18 protein-coding genes are annotated in these 16420 nt (G+C 71.1%); 6 read left to right on the top strand and 12 right to left on the bottom strand.

What is annotated here, in order from left to right; genetic code table 11:
* Positions 1-40: 40 nt before the first annotated feature.
* From pcaDC to ACWIHY_RS01915, 8 genes are all read right to left on the bottom strand, one after another.
* Positions 41-1360, bottom strand: a complete 1320-nt coding sequence (pcaDC, locus tag ACWIHY_RS01950) for a bifunctional 3-oxoadipate enol-lactonase/4-carboxymuconolactone decarboxylase PcaDC (RefSeq protein ID WP_454373591.1) — start codon at positions 1358-1360, stop codon at positions 41-43.
* 44 nt (positions 1361-1404) lie between these two features.
* Positions 1405-1986 carry a hypothetical protein gene (locus ACWIHY_RS01945; RefSeq protein ID WP_454373590.1) on the bottom strand — a complete coding sequence of 194 codons (582 nt, stop codon included), beginning with the start codon at positions 1984-1986 and terminating at the stop codon, positions 1405-1407.
* Positions 1986-3134, bottom strand: coding sequence for an ROK family glucokinase (locus ACWIHY_RS01940; protein WP_454373589.1), 1149 nt, complete (start codon positions 3132-3134; stop codon positions 1986-1988). Before ACWIHY_RS01940 ends, ACWIHY_RS01945 begins: the two co-directional genes overlap by 1 nt.
* A gap of 189 nt (positions 3135-3323) precedes the next feature.
* Positions 3324-4139 carry an ATP-binding cassette domain-containing protein gene (locus tag ACWIHY_RS01935; RefSeq protein WP_454373588.1) on the bottom strand — a complete coding sequence of 272 codons (816 nt, stop codon included), beginning with the start codon at positions 4137-4139 and terminating at the stop codon, positions 3324-3326.
* Entirely contained in the window at positions 4106-5173 is a 1068-nt protein-coding gene (locus tag ACWIHY_RS01930; RefSeq protein ID WP_454373587.1) for an ABC transporter permease, read from the bottom strand. The genes ACWIHY_RS01935 and ACWIHY_RS01930 overlap by 34 nt, the downstream gene beginning before the upstream one ends.
* Positions 5170-6183, bottom strand: coding sequence for a substrate-binding domain-containing protein (locus ACWIHY_RS01925; RefSeq protein WP_454373586.1), 1014 nt, complete (start codon positions 6181-6183; stop codon positions 5170-5172). The genes ACWIHY_RS01930 and ACWIHY_RS01925 overlap by 4 nt, the downstream gene beginning before the upstream one ends.
* Positions 6184-6278: 95 nt before the next feature.
* Complete coding sequence (locus ACWIHY_RS01920) at positions 6279-7277, bottom strand: sugar ABC transporter substrate-binding protein (RefSeq protein WP_454373585.1); 999 nt, start codon at positions 7275-7277, stop codon at positions 6279-6281.
* Between the two features lie 107 nt (positions 7278-7384).
* Positions 7385-8104, bottom strand: a complete 720-nt coding sequence (locus ACWIHY_RS01915; RefSeq protein ID WP_454373860.1) for a GntR family transcriptional regulator — start codon at positions 8102-8104, stop codon at positions 7385-7387.
* Positions 8105-8251: 147 nt separating this feature from the next.
* Here ACWIHY_RS01915 and ACWIHY_RS01910 point away from each other — a divergent pair, with 147 nt between their 5' ends.
* The 5 genes from ACWIHY_RS01910 (at position 8252) to ACWIHY_RS01890 (ending at position 11818) form a co-directional block, all read left to right on the top strand.
* On the top strand, positions 8252-9256 hold the full coding sequence (locus ACWIHY_RS01910; RefSeq protein WP_454373584.1) for a Gfo/Idh/MocA family protein: 1005 nt from the start codon (positions 8252-8254) through the stop codon (positions 9254-9256).
* Positions 9253-10086, top strand: a complete 834-nt coding sequence (locus tag ACWIHY_RS01905) for an alpha/beta fold hydrolase (protein WP_454373583.1) — start codon at positions 9253-9255, stop codon at positions 10084-10086. The genes ACWIHY_RS01910 and ACWIHY_RS01905 overlap by 4 nt, the downstream gene beginning before the upstream one ends.
* A gap of 102 nt (positions 10087-10188) precedes the next feature.
* The gene (locus tag ACWIHY_RS01900) at positions 10189-10617 is read left to right on the top strand and encodes a hypothetical protein (protein WP_454373582.1); all 429 of its coding nucleotides are present in this window, start codon (positions 10189-10191) and stop codon (positions 10615-10617) included.
* Positions 10611-10847: a helix-turn-helix transcriptional regulator gene (locus tag ACWIHY_RS01895; protein ID WP_454373581.1), complete on the top strand. Its 237-nt coding sequence runs from the start codon at positions 10611-10613 to the stop codon at positions 10845-10847. Before ACWIHY_RS01900 ends, ACWIHY_RS01895 begins: the two co-directional genes overlap by 7 nt.
* A complete protein-coding gene (locus ACWIHY_RS01890; protein ID WP_454373580.1) occupies positions 10844-11818 on the top strand; it encodes an NAD(P)-dependent alcohol dehydrogenase in 975 nt (324 codons plus the stop codon). The genes ACWIHY_RS01895 and ACWIHY_RS01890 overlap by 4 nt, the downstream gene beginning before the upstream one ends.
* Positions 11819-11831: 13 nt before the next feature.
* On the opposite strand, the gene ACWIHY_RS01885 is transcribed toward ACWIHY_RS01890, so the two are convergent.
* The 3 genes from ACWIHY_RS01885 to ACWIHY_RS01875 form a co-directional block, all read right to left on the bottom strand.
* On the bottom strand, positions 11832-13031 hold the full coding sequence (locus ACWIHY_RS01885) for a cytochrome P450 family protein (RefSeq protein WP_454373579.1): 1200 nt from the start codon (positions 13029-13031) through the stop codon (positions 11832-11834).
* Positions 13032-13103: 72 nt separating this feature from the next.
* Positions 13104-13784 (bottom strand): response regulator, encoded by a 681-nt coding sequence (locus tag ACWIHY_RS01880; protein WP_454373578.1) that lies wholly within the window; start codon positions 13782-13784, stop codon positions 13104-13106.
* The gene (locus ACWIHY_RS01875; RefSeq protein ID WP_454373577.1) at positions 13781-14995 is read right to left on the bottom strand and encodes a sensor histidine kinase; all 1215 of its coding nucleotides are present in this window, start codon (positions 14993-14995) and stop codon (positions 13781-13783) included. Before ACWIHY_RS01875 ends, ACWIHY_RS01880 begins: the two co-directional genes overlap by 4 nt.
* Positions 14996-15140: 145 nt before the next feature.
* On the opposite strand from ACWIHY_RS01875, the gene ACWIHY_RS01870 reads away from it, so the two are divergent.
* Entirely contained in the window at positions 15141-15350 is a 210-nt protein-coding gene (locus ACWIHY_RS01870) for a hypothetical protein (RefSeq protein WP_454373576.1), read from the top strand.
* An 82-nt stretch (positions 15351-15432) separates the two neighbouring features.
* Here the strand turns inward: ACWIHY_RS01870 and ACWIHY_RS01865 are convergent, their stop codons facing one another.
* Positions 15433-16398 carry a DMT family transporter gene (locus ACWIHY_RS01865; protein ID WP_454373575.1) on the bottom strand — a complete coding sequence of 322 codons (966 nt, stop codon included), beginning with the start codon at positions 16396-16398 and terminating at the stop codon, positions 15433-15435.
* Positions 16399-16420: the final 22 nt, after the last annotated feature.

The following is a 16420-nucleotide window of genomic DNA, read 5'->3' as shown; positions in this document are numbered from 1 at the left end:
GGGCAGACACAGCATGCGGCACATCCCCCTCGCCGTCCCGCTACACCTGCGGTGTCGTCTCCTCCTGGATGACCGCCTGGGCCACCTTGAAGGCCGCGTTCGCCGCGGGGACGCCGCAGTAGACGGCTGTCTGGATCAGCACTTCCTTGATCTCGGCGGGCGTCAGCCCGTTGCGCAGGGCGGCCCGGGTGTGGAACGCCAGCTCGTCGAGGTGACCGCCCGCGACCAGCGCGGTCAGCGTGACACAGCTGCGCGTACGCCGGTCGAGCCCTTCCCGGGTCCACACCTCGCCCCACGCGTAGCGGGTGATCAGCTCCTGGAAGTCGCCGGTGAAGCCGTCGGCCTCGCCGAGAGCGCGGTCGACGTGGGCGTCGCCCAGCACCTCGCGGCGGACCTTGAGCCCGGCCTCGTAAGGGTCGGGCCGGCCGCCCGCCTCCGGTACGGCGACCGGCTGCGCGGCCGTGCCGATCTCGCCCACGGGGCTGATGGGGGCGGAGATCGCCGGCATCACGGGCGGGGCCTGGATCGCCTGCATGCCCGTGGTCGAGCTGGGCGTGGCCTGCCAGGCGGTGGAGAAGTGGCGTACGAGCAGATCCGTGACGGCGGCGGGCTGCTCGACGGGGGCCAGGTGGGACGCGCCGGGGACCAGTGCCAGGCGGGCGTCGGGGATGCCCGCGACCAGGGTGCGGGCCTCGGCGGGCCCGGTGACCTGGTCCTCGGAGCCGACCAGGACGAGGGTCGGGACGCCGATCCGGCGCAGGTCGACCCGGATGTCGAAGGCGGCCAGCGCCTCGCAGGCGGCGATGTAGCAGCCGGGGTCGGTGGTGCGGACCATCTGGACGGCCCACTCCACGATCGCGGGCTGCGCGGCGGCGAAACCGTGCGTGAACCAGCGGGCGGGCGCGGAGGCCGCCATGGGCTCCAGACCGTTCGTCCGTACGATCACACCGCGCTGGCGGAACTCGTCGGCGGTGCCGAACCGGGGCGACGCGGCGACCAGAGCCAGCGAGGCGATCCGCTCGGGGTGGCGCAGCGCCAGTTCCGCGCCGACCGCGCCACCGATGGAGCAGCCTGCGTAACCGAAGCGCTGGACGCCGAGACTGTCGAGGGTCGCGAGCAGCCGCTCGGCGAGATCGTTGACGGAGCTGGCGGGGTGCGCGGGAGCGCCGCCGTGACCCGGCAGGTCGAAGCGGAAGACGCGCCACTGGCGGGTCAGGTCCGGTATCTGCCGGTCCCACATGTGCCAGGTCGTGCCCAGCGAGGGGCCGAGAATGAGGACCGGGGCGTCCTCGGGGCCGTCGAACCGGTACTGCAGGGGCTGCAAGGTCTGCGGGGGCTTCTGTTCGGTCTCGTCGCTCACTCGCTCCAGATTAGCGATCCGGTCGGTGTGCTCGCCCCAGGGGGTCAGGGGGTGGCGGTGGAGACGACGTAGACGAAGGGATGCGCCGGGTCGGTGTCGTCGACGGTGATGTCGACGGTCGGCTGCGGGTTCTTCTGGTTGACCGTGGTGCCGTACCAGGTACGGGCGGGGTCGAGGGTCCAGCCGGCGATCTTGGCGTCTCGCTCGCTGATCGTGATCCGGCCCTTCCTGAGGGCGGACCGGTCGATGCCGAGGTCGTTGAGGAACCACTCGAGGTCCGGCGGGACGGTGCGGAACTGGACGTACAGCCTGCTGGTCTTCCAGTTGTTCGTCTCGTAGTACGCGACGTCCTTACCCGCGTTGGGTACGGGCACGTCGTAGATACGGCGCGTCATGCGGGACGGGAAGCCCTCGGTGAGGCCGGTGGCGGAGGCCACCTTCGCCTTGTCGCGGCCGCTGTCGCGGCTCTGCTCGGCGGAGATCAGCAGATAGCCCGCCGGAATGCCGATGAGCAGCACGATGATGATCGCCGTCAGCCATCGGCGGCGGATCATGTGGCGGCGGTCCTCGAGGGGCTTGCCCGCATCGTCCGGTGACGGCGACGGGTGAGGCACGGACGGGGTCATTACTGGGGTCCCTGGGTGGTGGAGCGGATGGCCTGGGCGTAACGCTCGTAGCGTTCGTAGCGCTCCAGGCGGCGGCGGTTGGCGCGGCGGAAGCGGCGCGCGACGAGGCGGGCCAGGTCGGCGGCGCCGACCATGCCGGCCTCCGGGCCGAGCTGGGCCTTGGCGATACGGGCCTCGGGGCGGTAGCCCCGGCCGGTCAGGTGGCGCTTGAAGGCGTCCCGGGCCGGGCCGATGAGCAGGTCGTCGGCGGCGCTGACACCGCCGCCGATGACGAAGCAGGAGGGGTCGAGCGCGGCGGCGAGGTTGGCGATGCCGACGCCGAGCCACTGGCCGATGTCCTGGAGCAGCTCGACGCACATCGCGTCGCCCTCGCGGGCGAGCTCGGTGATGAGCGGTCCGGTGATCTCGGGGATGTTGCCGCCGACGCGCTCGATGAGCCCGTACGCGACGGGGGAGTCGGCGGCGGCGAGCTCACGGGCCTCGCGCACCAGGGCGTTTCCGGAGCTGTACTGCTCCCAGCAGCCGCGGTTACCGCACGGGCAGCGGTGGCCGCCGGGCACGACCTGCATGTGGCCGAACTCGCCCGCGACGCCGTACTTGCCGCGCTTGACCTGGCCGTCCTCGAGGATCGCGCCGCCGATGCCGGTGCCGAGCGTGATCATGACGAGGTGGTCCTCGCCGCGTCCCGCGCCGAAGCGCCATTCCGCCCAGGCGGCGGTGTTGGCGTCGTTGTCGACCAGGACGGGGACGGCGAGACGCGCGGAGACCGCGTCGCGCAGGGGCTCGTTACGCCAGGCCAGGTGCGGGGCGAAGAGCACCGTCGAGCGGTCGGCGTCGACCCAGCCGGCCGCGCCGATGCCCACCGCGTGGACGTCGTGGCGGTCGGACAGGTCGAGGACCAGCTCGACGATGGTGTCCTCGACGACCTTGGGGCTCTTGGACTTGTCCGGCGTCTCGGTGCGGACCTTCTCCAGGATGACGCCGTCGGCGTCGACGACACCGGCCATCACTTTCGTACCGCCGATGTCGATCCCGACGGTGGGCACCCGGGGCGCGCTGAGGTGCGAGCGCCGCTCCCGGGTGCCGACGGTCCGCAGGACGGTGGCGCGGGCGGAGCCGCGGTGCGCGAAGTCTCGGTACGTGCTCATGTCCCCTGCGGGGTCGTGGGGGCGGTGGCGGTCATTGGGCCGATTCTGCCATCCGCCGGGGCGCGGTGCGGTGCGGCGGTGCGGGCGGGCCGCCGCACCGGTCGCACCGGGGCGCTGCCCCGGCCCTCGCTCCTCGGACGCCGGACGGGCTGGACGGGCCCGCCGCGCGGGGGCTTCCCGGCGCGGCGGCTAGCGCTCCAGTTCGTGGCTGAGCTGGTCGAGCTCGCTGCCGCCCGCCATCTCGCGTGTCAGCTCGTCGAGGGTGATCTCGTCCCGGATGTGGCTGCCGGACATCGCGCCGCGCTTGAGGAGCACGAAGCGGTCGCCGACGAGGTACGCGTGGTGCGGGTTGTGCGTGATGAGAACAACACCGAGCCCCGCGTCCCGCGCCGCCGCGACGTACTTCAGTACGACGCCGGACTGCTTGACGCCGAGTGCGGCGGTCGGCTCGTCGAGGACGAGGACCTTCGCCCCGAAGTAGACCGCTCGCGCGATCGCCACGCACTGGCGCTCGCCGCCCGAGAGCGTACCGATGGGCTGGTCGACGTCGCGCAGGTCGATGCCCATGCGCAACAGCTCGGAGCGGGTGGTGCGGCGCATGAGGCCGACGTCGAGGCGCTTGAAGGGGCCCGCGCCCTTCGTCGGCTCGGAGCCGAGGAAGAAGTTCCGCCAGACCGGCATCAGCGGTACGACGGCGAGGTCCTGGTAGACGGTGGCGATTCCCCGGTCCAGGGCGTCGCGCGGGTTCGCCAGCCGGGTCTCCTCGCCCTCGATCGCGAAGGTGCCCGCGTCGTGCTGGTGCAGACCCGCGATGATCTTGATGAGGGTGGACTTGCCGGCACCGTTGTCGCCCAGTACGCAGCTGATCTCGCCCACGTGGACTTCGAGGGAGACGCCCTCCAGCGCCTTGATGTTGCCGTAGAACTTGCTGACGTCGCGCAGCTCGACCAGCGGGGTCGTGGACTGATCGGTCACCGGGTCGCCTCCGCGCGCTTGCGTACCCATGCGTTGAGCAGGGTGGCCAGAAGGAGCATCGCTCCGAGGAAGAACTTGAACCAGTCGGGGTCCCACTCCGCGTACACGATGCCCTTGCTGGTCATGCCGAAGATGAAGGCACCGACCGCGGAGCCGATCGCCGAGCCGTAGCCGCCGGTGATCAGGCAGCCGCCGATGACGGCCGCGATGATGTAGATCAGCTCGTTGCCGACACCTTCGCCGGACTGTACGACGTCGAAGGAGAAGAGCAGGTGCTGGCCGGAGATCCAGGCGCCGAGGGACACGCCCATGTAGAGGCCGATCCGGGTCTTGTTCACCGGGACACCGACCGCGCGGGCCGCCTCGGTCTCGCCTCCGACAGCGAAGATCCAGTTGCCCGCGCGGGTGCGCAGCAGGATCCAGGTCGCGAGGGCGACCAGGGCCAGCCACCACAGGACGGTGACCTTGAGGTTCACGCCGCCGAGGGTGACCTGGGAGGCGAAGACCGCCTTGGCGGAGCTGAAGCCCTCCATGTCGGCGATGCTCTTCGTCGACACCGTGCCGCTGATCATCTTGGTGAGGCCCAGGTTCAGGCCGGTCAGCATCAGGAACGTACCGAGCGTGATGATGAAGCTCGGCAGCTTCGTGCGGGTCAGCATGACGCCGTTGAACACGCCGACGGCCAATGTCACCAGGAGCGAGACGAGGACGCCGACCCAGATGTTGGCCGTCATCTGGTAGCTGAACATCGAGGAGACCAGCGCGGAGCTGGTCACCAGGACACCGGCGGACAGGTCGAACTCGCCGCCGATCATCAGCAGCGCGACCGGGACGGCCATGATGCCGATCACGGACGCGGCGTACAGGACCGTGCCGAAGCTCGACGCGCGCAGGAAGCTGTCCGCGACGATCGCGAAGAAGAGGAAGACGGCGACGGCGCCGACGACCGAGCCGAGTTCGGGGCGGCCGAGCAGCTTGCGCAGCAGTGATGTCTTGAGCAGCCGTTCGTCGGAGGGGGCCTTCTGGCCGGGAGCCGGCGCCTGTGCCGGTGCGGTCGCGGTCATCGGGTCCCCCGCTTCGTGTAGGCCTCCAGCTCGGCGGCGTCCTTCTTGGTGATGATCTGAGGTCCGGTGAGGACGGGCTTTCCGCCGCCGAGCACGTCGGCGTTGTACTTGTGGAGCCACAGCAGGTCCACGGCCTCGTAGCCCTGGAGGTAGGGCTGCTGGTCGACGGCGAAGCCGAGCGTGTCCGCCTGGAGCGCGGTGGCGACCTGGGCGTTCAGATCGAAGGTGTCGATCTCGGCCTCGCTGCCCGCCTGCTCCTTGGCCTTGACGGCGGCGTCCGCGAAGGGCGCTCCGAGGGTCACGACGGCGTCGATGTCCTTGTCGGACTGGAGCTTCGCCTCGATGGACGCCTGTACGTCGGGCATGTTCGTGCCGTCGACGTAGAGGTTCTGCATCTCGCCGTCGAAGGAGCCCCTGGCACCGTCGCAGCGCTGTTCGTGACCGACGTTGCCCTGCTCGTGCAGGACGCACAGGGCCTTCTTCCGGCCCCGCTTGCCGAGCTCCTCGCCCACGGCCTCACCGGCGATCGTCTCGTCCTGTCCGATGTGGGCGAGCGCGCCGAAGTCCTTGGACTCGGCCGAGCCGGAGTTGACGGTGATCACCGGGATGCCGGCCTTGGTGGCCTTGGCGACGGCGGCCTTCATGGCGTCGGGCTTGGCGAGTGTGACGATCAGCCCGTCGACCTTCTTGTCGATGTACGAGTCGACCAGCTGGGCCTGCTGCTGGCCCTCGTCGCTGTGTGCGTACAGGAACTTGATGTTGTCCTTGACTGCGGCCTGCTTCGCGCCGTTCTGCACGATGTCCCAGAAGGTGTCGCCGTCGCCGGAGTGGGTGACCATGCCGACGGTCCAGCGGGGTGTGTCCACCGCGGCCCTGCCTTGCGCGGCGGCCTGCTCGGCCCGTTCCTCGGCGCGCTTGCCGCCCGTACTGCTGCAGCCCGCGAGGGACGCCCCGAGCACCGCCGCCAGCACCGCGCCCAGCGCGCGTACCCCTGTCCGAACCCTTGCCACGACGCCGTGCCCTTCTCGTACTCCTCGGTGCGGCCGGGGATCATTCAGACCGTCCCCGGCCGACCAAGTATCGGTTACGGGTGTTCGCACCGTATTCACCGGGTTCCGCGGGCCGTGTACTTCTCCAGCGCCGGCACGTCCTTGCCGGTGACGAGTGCCGGGCCGGTCAGGACGGGCTTTCCGCCGCCCAGGACGTTGCCGTTCGTCCTGTAGAGCCACAGTTCGTCGACGGCGAGGTAGCCCTGGAGGTAGGGCTGCTGGTCGACGGCGAAGCCGATCTCCTTGGCCTTGAGCTGCCTGACCACCTCGGCGTTGAGGTCGAACGTGTTGACCTCGGCCTTGCTGCCCGCGCCGGCCTTGGCCTTGACGGTGGCGGCCGCGAAGGGGGCACCGAGGGTGACGACGGCGTCGATGTCCTTGCCGGTCTGGAGCTTCGCCTCGATGGAGGACGTCGACGCGGGCATGTTGGTGCCCTCTATGTTGAGGTTCTCGACCGTTCCCTCGAACGTCTTCTTCACGCCCGCGCAGCGCGCTTCGAGCGAGACGTTGCCCTGTTCGTGGATGACGCAGAGCGCCTTCTTCCTGCCGCGCTTGTTCAGTTCCTCGCCGACGGCCTCACCGGCGACGGACTCCTCCTGGCCGATGTGGCTGAGCGCGCCCGTCGCCTCGGAGTGTTCGCCGCCCGAGTTGATGGTGACGACGGGGATGCCGGCGGCGACGGCCTTCTCGACGGCGGCCTTGACCGCTTCGGGCTTGGCGAGGGTCACCACGATGCCGTCGACCTTCTTGGCGACGTACGAATCGATGAGCTGCGCCTGTTCCTTGCCCTCCTTGTCGGCGGCGTACAGGAACTCGACGTTGTCCTTCGCCGCGGCCTGTTCGGCGCCGCTCTGGACGATGTCCCAGAAGGTGTCGCCCTCGCCCGAGTGCGTCACCATGGCGATCTTCAGGCGCTCGGTGGCGACGGCCTTCGCGCCGCCGCTCGCGTCGCCGTTCTTCTCCTCGGATTCCTTGCCGCCCTCGGAACTGCACCCGGCCGCGAGTGCGAGCGCGCATGCGGCGAGGAGGGCTGCTGCCTTGCGGTGGGTACGCATCGTGGGTTCCGCCTTGTCTCCCGGCCGCCCCGTTGCGGCTGGGGGAGTTCTAGCGGCGTACGCGATGCCCCGTCAAGACTTTGTCCGAACATTCTTACGCGGGGGTCCTACGGCCTGACGAGCAGTTGGAACTCGAACGCGTACCGGGAGGCCCGGTATATGTGCGAACCGAACTCGACCGCCCGCCCGGTGTCGTCGAACGTCGTCCGCTGCATCGTCAGCAGCGGCGCCCCCTCCGCCTCCGCCAGCTGCCGCGCCTCGTCGGCCCCGGCCGCGCGCGCCCCGACCGACTGGCGCGCGCTGTGCAGCGTTATGCCGGCGCCGCGCATCATCCGGTAGAGGCCGGTGGCTTCGAGGTGCTCGGTGTCCAGGGACAGCAGGCCGGTGGGCAGGTGGTTGCGCAGGATGGCCATGGGCTCGTTGTGCGCGAGGCGCAGCCGCTCCACCAGGTGTACGTCGCTGCCCTCCGCCACGCCGAGCGCCGCCGCGACCTCGGCGGTCGCCGGTTCCAGGGTGTTGCGCAGGACGGTGGTGGCGGGCAGCTGGCCGGCGGCTTCGAGGTCGTCGTACAGGCTGCTCAGTTCGAGCGGGCGCTTGACCTGGCTGTGCACGACCTGGGTGCCGACGCCCCTGCGGCGGACCAGCAGACCCTTGTCGACGAGCGACTGGATGGCCTGGCGGACCGTGGGACGGGACAGGCCGAGGCGGCCGGCCAGTTCGATCTCGTTGCCGAGGAGGCTTCCCGGGGAGAGCCGGCCCTTCTCGATCGCCGCCTCCAGCTGCTGGGACAGCTGGAAGTACAGCGGGACCGGGCTGTTGCGGTCCACGCCGAGCTGCAGGGCGATGGTGGGGTCAGCGGCGGGTTTCGACACGCTCCTGAGCGTAACCGCAGGTAATGACTACTGGAAGTCCTGTAGTCAGGTTGTCAGGACATACCCTTGACAGGGCGACGTTCATGGCGACACTTTGGGGCCATGCGCATCGGACTCATCGGCACGGGACGTATCGGTTCTTTCCACGCTGGCGTGCTCAGCCGCCATCGCGAAGTGGGTGCCCTGCTCGTCGCGGACACCGATGCCGCGCGGGCCGTCGCGGTGGCCGACCGGCTCGGCGCCACCGCCGCGCCCTCGGTCGACGAGATCTTCGCGTGGGGTGTTGACGCCGTCGTCATCGCCTCCGCCACCTCGGCGCACGCCGAGCTGATCGGCCGGGCGGCGCGGGCGGGACTGCCCACCTTCTGCGAGAAGCCGATCGCGCTGGACCTGCCGGGCACGCTCGGGGCGCTGCGGGAGGTCGACGCGGCGGGGACCGTGCTCCAGCTCGGCTTCATGCGCCGCTTCGACGCCGGCTACACCACGGCGCGCGAGCTCGTACGGTCCGGGAGCCTCGGCCGGCTGCACACCGTACGGGCGATGACATCCGACCCGGCGCCGCCGCCCGCCGCGTATCTTCCGCTGTCCGGCGGGCTCTTCCGGGACTGCCTGGTCCACGACTTCGACATCCTGCGCTGGGTCACGGGGCGCGAGGTCGTCGAGGTGTACGCCGCCGGGTCCGACGCCGGGCCGGTGATGTTCCGCGAGGCGGGCGACGTCGACACCGCCGCCGCGGTGCTGACCCTCGACGACGGCACGCTCGCCACGGCCACCGCCACGCGCTGCAACGGCGCCGGTTACGACGTACGGATGGAGCTGGCCGGCGAGCTCGACCAGGTCTCCGTCGGCCTCGACGACCGTACGCCGATCACCTCGACCGAACCGAAGGGACCGCCGGCCTGCGACCGGCCGTGGCCCGGCTTCCTGGAACGGTTCGCCCCGGCCTACGAGGCCGAGCTGGACGCGTTCGTGCGGGTCGCCCTGGGAGAGCGGGACAACCCCTGCGACGGCAGGGAGGCACTGCACGCGCTGCGGATCGCGGAGGCCTGCGAGCTGTCGCGCCGGGAGCGGCGGCCGGTGCGGCTGGGAGAGATCCCCGCGTCATGACGACGGCCGCGGACGACGGGGCGAAGCTCTGGGCGGAGAGATCCGGTGAGGGGGAGCCGGTGATGCTGTGCCACGGCGGCCCCGGACTGTGGGACACGTTCGAGGACGTGGCGCGGCTGCTGGCGGACCGGGGGGCCGCCGTCTACCGCTGGGACCAGCGCGGCTGCGGGCGCTCCGAGCGGCGCGGGCCCTACTCGGTGGCCCGGTCGGTGGCCGATCTGGACGCCGTACGCAGGTACTTCGGGCTGGAGACGGTGACGCTGCTCGGCCATTCCTGGGGCGCGCGGCTCGCCCTGCACTACACGCTCGCGCATCCGGAGCGGGTGACACGGCTGGTGTACGTGTCGGGCACCGGCATCGGGCCCGACTCAGGGTGGCATCCGGAGTTCGTGGGGAATCTGCGCGCCGCGATCGGTGAACGGCTGGCCCGGTGGGAGGAACTCAGGTCCCGGGAGCGGCGCACGGAGGCGCAGGAGCGCGAGATGTGCGTACTCCAGTGGTCGGCGGACTTCGCGGGCCCCGACCGGGAGCGGGCGCTGCGGCTGGCGGAGCGGATGGCGACGCCCTGGTTCGGCGTCAATTTCGAGTGCACCGCGGAGATCGACGCCGAGACCCGGACGATGAGCGAGCATCAGCTCCACGCGGCCTGCGGCGGGCTGCGGATGCCTGTCGTGATCGTGGACGGCGCCGAGGACATCCGGCCGCGCGACGCCGTGGACTCACTGGAGCAGGCCCTGCCGCACGTGTCGCGGGTGACGCTCGCGGGGGCGGGCCACATGCCGTGGGCGGAGTCACCGGTCGAATTCGCGGCCGCGGTGCTGCCCGGCTGACCGCCGCCACAGCGGCGAAGTACAAAAAACTTGACTTCATGTCGGGGCTGCTTGACACTCCAGAGTGTCAGGTTTTCTTTACTTGGGGAGCGAGTGAGCCGAGTGGCATTCGAAGAGAAACGCGCCTGGAGCATGCTCCTGGTCGCTGTCGCGGCGTACGTCGCGTACCTGTCCGTCGTCCTCGTGCGGCCCGGAGACGCGCCCCTCGCCCAGACGCCCTATGTGGCGGCACTGCTGTGGACGGTCGGCGCGGCGATCGCCGCGAACATCGTGCTGCACGTCGCGCTGGCGGCGTTCTCGCCGGAGGACGCGAACACCAAGGACCAGCGCGACCGGGAGATCCACCGCTTCGGCGAGCACATCGGACAGTCGTTCGTCGTGGTCGGCGGCGTGGCGGGGCTCGTCCTTGCCATGGCCGGCCAGGACCAGTTCTGGATCGCCAACGCGATCTACCTGGCGTTCGTCCTGTCGGCGGTCCTCGGCTCCACCGCGAAGATCGTCTCCTACCGGCTGGGCTTCCACCCGTGGTGAAGCCGACCAGGGTCACCAACGCGATCCGAGCCCTGCGCTTCACCCACGGCGAGATGACGCAGGCCGAGCTCGCCGGCCGAATCGGCGTCTCCCGCCAGACCGTCATCGCCATCGAGCAGGGCCGCTACTCACCCTCGCTGGAGATGGCCTTCCAGATCGCCCGGGTATTCGGTGTGCCGCTCGACGAAGTGTTCCAGTACCCCCAGACCAACGCGGGAGAGACCCAATGAAGGCCATCACCCATGCCACCTACGGACCGTCGTCGGTACTGCGCCTGGAAGAGATCGACCAGCCGGTTCCCGGCAGCGGCGAGGTGCTCATACGGGTCCACGCTGCCGCCGTCGACCCCGGTGTCTGGCACCTCATGACGGGGATGCCGTACCTGATCCGCGCCATGGGCTTCGGCCTCCGGTCGCCCAAGGACCACGTCCGGGGCCAGGACCTCGCGGGGCGCGTGGAGGCCGTCGGCCCGGACGTCACCCGCTTCGCGCCGGGCGACGAGGTGTACGGCACCTGCGACGGGTCGTTCGCCGAGTACGCGTGCGCCAAGGAGGAGAACATCGCGCGCAAGCCCTCGAACCTCACCTTCGAACAGGCGGCCGCCGTTCCGGTCTCGGCCGTCACCGCTCTTCAGGCGGTACGCGACGCCGGACGGCTGCGGGCCGGGCAGAGCGTCCTCGTCATCGGAGCGGGGGGCGGGATCGGCCACTACGCCGTACAGCTCGCCAAGGCCCTAGGGGCCCACGTCACCGGCGTCTGCAGCACCGCCAAGGAGGATCTGGTCCGCTCCGTGGGCGCCGACGAGGTCATCGACTACACGAGCGAGGACCCGACGGACGGCACCCGCCGCTACGACCTCGTCCTCGACACGGCCGGCAACCGCCCCCTCTCCGCCCTCCGCCGCGCACTCAACCACCGCGGCACTCTCGTCATCATCGGCGGCGAGGGCGGCGGCGACTGGATCGGCGGCAACGGCCGGCAGCTGCGAGCCCTCGCGGTGTCACCGTTCACCGGCCAACGGCTGCGCGGGCTCGCCGTCATGAAACTGCACCACAGCGACCTCGACGTGCTCACGGAATACATCGAGGCCGGTTCGATGACCCCGGTCATCGACCGGACCTACCCGCTGGCCGACGTCCCCGAGGCCGTCGACTACCTGATGGCGGGTCACGTGCGGGGCAAGGTCGTCGTGCAGGTGTAGGGGGCGGCGTCGCTCACCACCGCACCTCCAGACGGCGCACCCCCCGCATGAGCAGCCCCGGCAGCCATTCCAGCGGTCCGCCGTCCGGGTCGAGCGTGAGGTCCGGGCAGCGTTCGAGCAGCGAACGGACGGCGATGCGGCCCTCCAGGCGGGCCAGTGGCGCGCCGAGGCAGAAGTGCAGGCCGTGGCCGAAGGCGAGATGCCCCGGGCCCTTGCCCGTCACCGCTGTCCGCGTGATGTCGAACCGGTCCGGATCGGGGAAACGAGCGGCATCACGGTCTCCGGCCGCGAGCGATACCAGGACCGGCTCACCGGCGGGAATGACCAGGTCGCCGACCTCGTAGGGCTCGCGGGTGAAGCGGAAAGTGGCGTTCTCCACCGGACCGTCGTAGCGCAGCATCTCCTCGACGGCGCTGTCGATGAGCCCGAAGTCGCCTCGCAGGGCCGCCATTTGATCCGGATGCGCGAGGAGGGCCCGTATCCCGTTGGAGATCAGGTTGACGGTGGTCTCGTGGCCCGCGATGAGCAGCAGGAAGGCCATGCCGATGAGTTCGTCGGCGGCGAGCCGGTCGCCGTCCTCCGCCTGTGTCCTGATGAGCGCGCTCAGCAGGTCGTCGCCGGGCACGGACGAACGCTTGTCCTCGACGAGTTCGGCGAGATAGGCCCCCATGGCCTGTACGGCCGCACCCTCCGCCTCCGCGCCGGTCGGCGCGACGATCTCGTTCGACCAGCCGCGGAAGGAGGCCCGGTCCAGGTCGGGTACGCCGAGGAGTTCGCAGATGACCGTCATGGGCAGCGGGAAGGCGAGCGCCTCGACGAGGTCGGCCGTACGGCCCGAGCCGGAGGTCATCACCTCCAGCAGTTCGTCCGTGACGCGCTGGACCTGCGGCCGCAGCGCCTCTATCCGGCGGGTCGTGAACTCCCTGGCGACGAGCTTGCGCAGCCTCGTGTGATGGGGCGGGTCGGTCTCCAGCATGTTGGTGTTGATCGGGTTGGCGGACGCCTCGTACAGGCCGGAGGTCCGCCAGTCCTTGCTGAGGCGCGGATCGGCGAGCGCACGCCGTGCCTCGTCGTGGCCGACGATCAGCCACATCCGTTCCACGTCGTCCGTCCGGACGAGGTGGGCGGGACCGGCCGCGCGCAGTTTCGCGTAGTACGGATAGGGGTCCGCCGCGAACTCCTCCGCGTGCCCCCTGAGATCGACGACTGTCATACTCCCCCGTCCCTCCGCCGCCCTGCCGGCTGCCTGCTGATCCGATCGTCGGATGCCCGCTGCTCGTTCAGCCTACGTCGCCGCCACGTCGCCACCCTCGTCGAGGAGGCCCGCGTCGTGCACCAACAGGGCGATCTGGACACGGTTGTTGAGGCCGAGCCTGGCCAGGACGCGTGACACGTGGGTCTTCACCGTCGGCACGCTCATGTAGAGCGCCGCGGCGATCTCCGCGTTCGACTGTCCACGGCCGACGGCGACGGCGACCTCCCGCTCGCGTTCGGCGAGTTGGCCGATCCGGTGGGTCGCCGTGTGCCTGCGGGGGGTGGCGGACGCCCCGGCGACATGGGTCATCAACTGCCGCGTGACCGCCGGGGAGAGCACCGGGTCGCCCGCGGCCACCCGTCGTACCGAGTCCACGATCTGCGCGGGCGGGGTGTCCTTCAGCACGAACCCGGCGGCCCCCACGCGCAGTGCCCGCAGCACCTGTTCGTCGGCGTGGAAGGTGGTGAGGACGACGATTTCGGGGGCGTCCGGGCGGCGGCGCAGTACCTCGGTCGCCGCGAGGCCGTCCATGACGGGCATCCGGATGTCCATGAGGACCACGTCGGGGTGGTGCAGATCGGTCATCGCGGTGGCCTCGGAACCGTCCGCCGCCTCCCCCACGATCTCGATGTCGTCGGCCCCGCCGAGCATGAAGGTGAGCCCGGCCCGTACGAGCGGGTCGTCGTCGACGATGAGCAGCCTGATGGTCATGCGGCCCACGGTAGCCAGGCGCCGACCCGGAACCCGCCGTCCGGGGTGGATCCGTGGTCGAGACGGCCGCCGGCGAGCGTGGCCCGTTCGGTCAGGCCGATCAGGCCCTGACCGGATCCGGGTACGGGCGGGGTGTGACCGTCGGGGGCCGGGTTGCGCACCTCGACGGTGAGGCCCTCGCCCGGTGCGCCGGTCAGCGTCACGGTGACCTCGGTGCCGGGTGCGTGTTTGCGGGCGTTGGTGAGGCCCTCCTGGGCGATGCGGTAGACGTTGCGGCCGGCGGCGGCAGGCACGTCCTGGGACCGGTCGATGCGGTTGTCGAGCGTGACCTTCATGCCGGCCTCGCGGGACTCGGCGACGAGAGCGTCGAGGGTCGCGAGCGTGGGCTGCGGCCGGTGCTCCTCGCCGGCCGCCGGTCCGCGCAGTACGCCGATGACGTCCCGCAGGTCGTTCAGTGCCTCGTGCGCGCTGTCGCGGATCACCCCGGCGGCGCGGGCGACCTCGGCGGGCGGGGCGCCGGGGCGGAACTCGAGGGCGCCGGCGTGGACGCTGAGCAGGGTGAGCCGGTGGGCGAGTACGTCGTGCATCTCGCGCGCGATGGCGTCGCGGGCCAGGCGCTGGGCCTGCTCGGCCCGGAGCGCGGCCTCGGCCTCGGCGCGGCGGGCGCGGTCGCGCAGCGATACGACGAGCTGCCGACGGGAGCGTGCGAACATGCCCCACCCGATGACCAGCAGCACGATCACGACGGTCGCGACCATCGAGACCAGGAAGGGCGTGGTGGGGTCGGGACGCAGGACTGTCTGGAGCAGCCCGCCCACGATGGCCGCGGAACCGACGGCGGCGACCGTCCTGAACGGCCGGTGCACGGTGAGGCTGAACAGCGCGACGACCGTGGCGCCGGAGGCGACGGGCGCCACGGTGGAGACGACGACCAGGGCGACCGCGAGGCCCACCGGCCAGCGGCGCCGCAGCCAGAGCGCGCAGCAGGCGGCCGCGCCGACCAACTGGTCCAGCAGGACGATGTACTCCGGGTTCCCGACGCTGTCGGCGACATCGGCCGCGCCCAGCCCGACGAGCGCCGCGAAGAGGAACATGACGAGGTCGACGAACCAGTCGCGCGGAGTACGGCGCGGCCGCTTGCCCCGGTCACCCGGCAGATCGGGGTCGGCCATCGCCGAGGGCTGGAGCCAGCGGTACTCCTGATCGGTCATGTCGACAAAGCTACGGTCGCGGGCGCGCGCCCGGAGCCCCGCGACCGTGTTCGGCGACCAAAGTCGCGAAGACTCAGACTTTCGGCGCACCGCCCGAGCCCGACGGCCGACGCGGGGGTCCGGCCGGCGACGCGAGGATCGGCGCATGAAGAGACTTCTTGAGGTGGCCGGGTTCGTGCTGTTCGTGTCGGGTGCGTCCGGTCTGGTGCACGAGGTGACCGGGTGGATGCCCAGGCTCTTCGGGTTCGTGCGGCTGCTGCCGTTCCTGGAGGGCCACGAGGTGTACACGAACATCGTGCTGGCGGTCGCGGGCGTCGCGCTGATGGCCGCCTCCGATCGCTTCCGGCGGGCGTAAAGAGGCCTGCGGGCGACGCACGGGTGCCGCTGCGGGGTGGGTACGCCATCCCGCGGACCGCCGCGCCGGAAGGTCGCCGGTCCTACGTCCGCGTCCCCGCCCGCCGGCCCCATGTCGTGCCCGCCAGCACCAGTACGCCGCCGACGAGGCCCAGCGCGCCCAGCCGTTCGCCGCCGATCGCGATGCCGGCTGCCGCCGCCCACAGCGGTTCCGTGCCGAGGAGGAGGCTGACGCGGGACGGGGAGCTCCGGCGTACCGCCCACATCTGCGCGAAGAAGGCGTAGAGCGTGCAGAAGACGGAGAGGAACACCAGTCCCGCCCATTCGCGCGGCCCGAAGCCCGCCGCGACCGTCCAGGGCGCGGGCCCGGTGCCGGGGACCGCTGCCAGGACCGCGAACACCGCTACCGCGCCGCCCAGTTGGACCGTCGTGAGCGACAGCGCGTCCGCGCCCCGGACAGACTTGATCCGGGCCATCGCGAGCACGTGGACGGTACGGGCGAGCGCCGCCAGGAGCATCAGCAGGTCGCCGAGCGAGGGCGCCGTGAAGCCGCCGCCCTGGGTCAGCAGCACCACTCCGGCCACCGAGAGGCCTGCCGCGCCGAGGAACGCGCGGGGCGGCCTGGTCCGCGTCACCACGGCCTCGGCGAGCGGCGTGAAGATCATGGTCAGGCTGATGATGAGCCCGGCATTGGTCGCCGAGGTGTGCACGACGCCGTACGTCTCCAGCAGGAAGATCACGCTCAGTGCGAGCCCGAGCGCTCCCGCGCCGCGCCACTGGGCGGACGTCAGCGCGCGCAGCTTCCGCCATCCGACGGCGGCCAGGACGGGCAGCACGACGGCGAAGCGCAGGACCAGGACCGCGACCACGGTCCGGGCGGTCGTGATGTCCTTGGCCGCGAGATAGCTCGCGCCCCAGACGACGGCGACGAGCAGCACCGGCAGGTCGGTGAGCCACACCGCCCGGTCCGGCGGCGACGCGGGGCCGGGAGCGGAAGCGCGTGCCGGTACGGGTGCGGGTAGGGCGGTCGGTGATGGTGCGGCGGCCACTGGCGCGGTCTCCCCCGGAGAG

The sequence above is a fragment of the Streptomyces sp. NPDC055287 genome, from assembly GCF_053646035.1.
Note: the sequence above shows the minus strand (reverse complement) of the source record. Positions and strands in the feature narration are given on the sequence as shown.

Bases quoted from the DNA above. Each gene is read 5' to 3' on its own strand.
- ACWIHY_RS01920 (WP_454373585.1), bottom strand. From the start codon at position 7,277: ATGCGTACCCACCGCAAGGCAGCAGCCCTCCTCGCCGCATGCGCGCTC.
- ACWIHY_RS01910 (WP_454373584.1), top strand. From the start codon at position 8,252: ATGCGCATCGGACTCATCGGCACGGGACGTATCGGTTCTTTCCACGCT.
- ACWIHY_RS01885 (WP_454373579.1), bottom strand. From the start codon at position 13,031: ATGACAGTCGTCGATCTCAGGGGGCACGCGGAGGAGTTCGCGGCGGAC.
- ACWIHY_RS01875 (WP_454373577.1), bottom strand. From the start codon at position 14,995: ATGACCGATCAGGAGTACCGCTGGCTCCAGCCCTCGGCGATGGCCGAC.
- ACWIHY_RS01890 (WP_454373580.1), top strand. From the start codon at position 10,844: ATGAAGGCCATCACCCATGCCACCTACGGACCGTCGTCGGTACTGCGC.
- ACWIHY_RS01935 (WP_454373588.1), bottom strand. From the start codon at position 4,139: ATGGGTACGCAAGCGCGCGGAGGCGACCCGGTGACCGATCAGTCCACG.
- ACWIHY_RS01870 (WP_454373576.1), top strand. From the start codon at position 15,141: ATGAAGAGACTTCTTGAGGTGGCCGGGTTCGTGCTGTTCGTGTCGGGT.
- ACWIHY_RS01945 (WP_454373590.1), bottom strand. From the start codon at position 1,986: ATGACCCCGTCCGTGCCTCACCCGTCGCCGTCACCGGACGATGCGGGC.
- ACWIHY_RS01905 (WP_454373583.1), top strand. From the start codon at position 9,253: ATGACGACGGCCGCGGACGACGGGGCGAAGCTCTGGGCGGAGAGATCC.
- ACWIHY_RS01880 (WP_454373578.1), bottom strand. From the start codon at position 13,784: ATGACCATCAGGCTGCTCATCGTCGACGACGACCCGCTCGTACGGGCC.
- ACWIHY_RS01930 (WP_454373587.1), bottom strand. From the start codon at position 5,173: ATGACCGCGACCGCACCGGCACAGGCGCCGGCTCCCGGCCAGAAGGCC.
- ACWIHY_RS01940 (WP_454373589.1), bottom strand. From the start codon at position 3,134: ATGAGCACGTACCGAGACTTCGCGCACCGCGGCTCCGCCCGCGCCACC.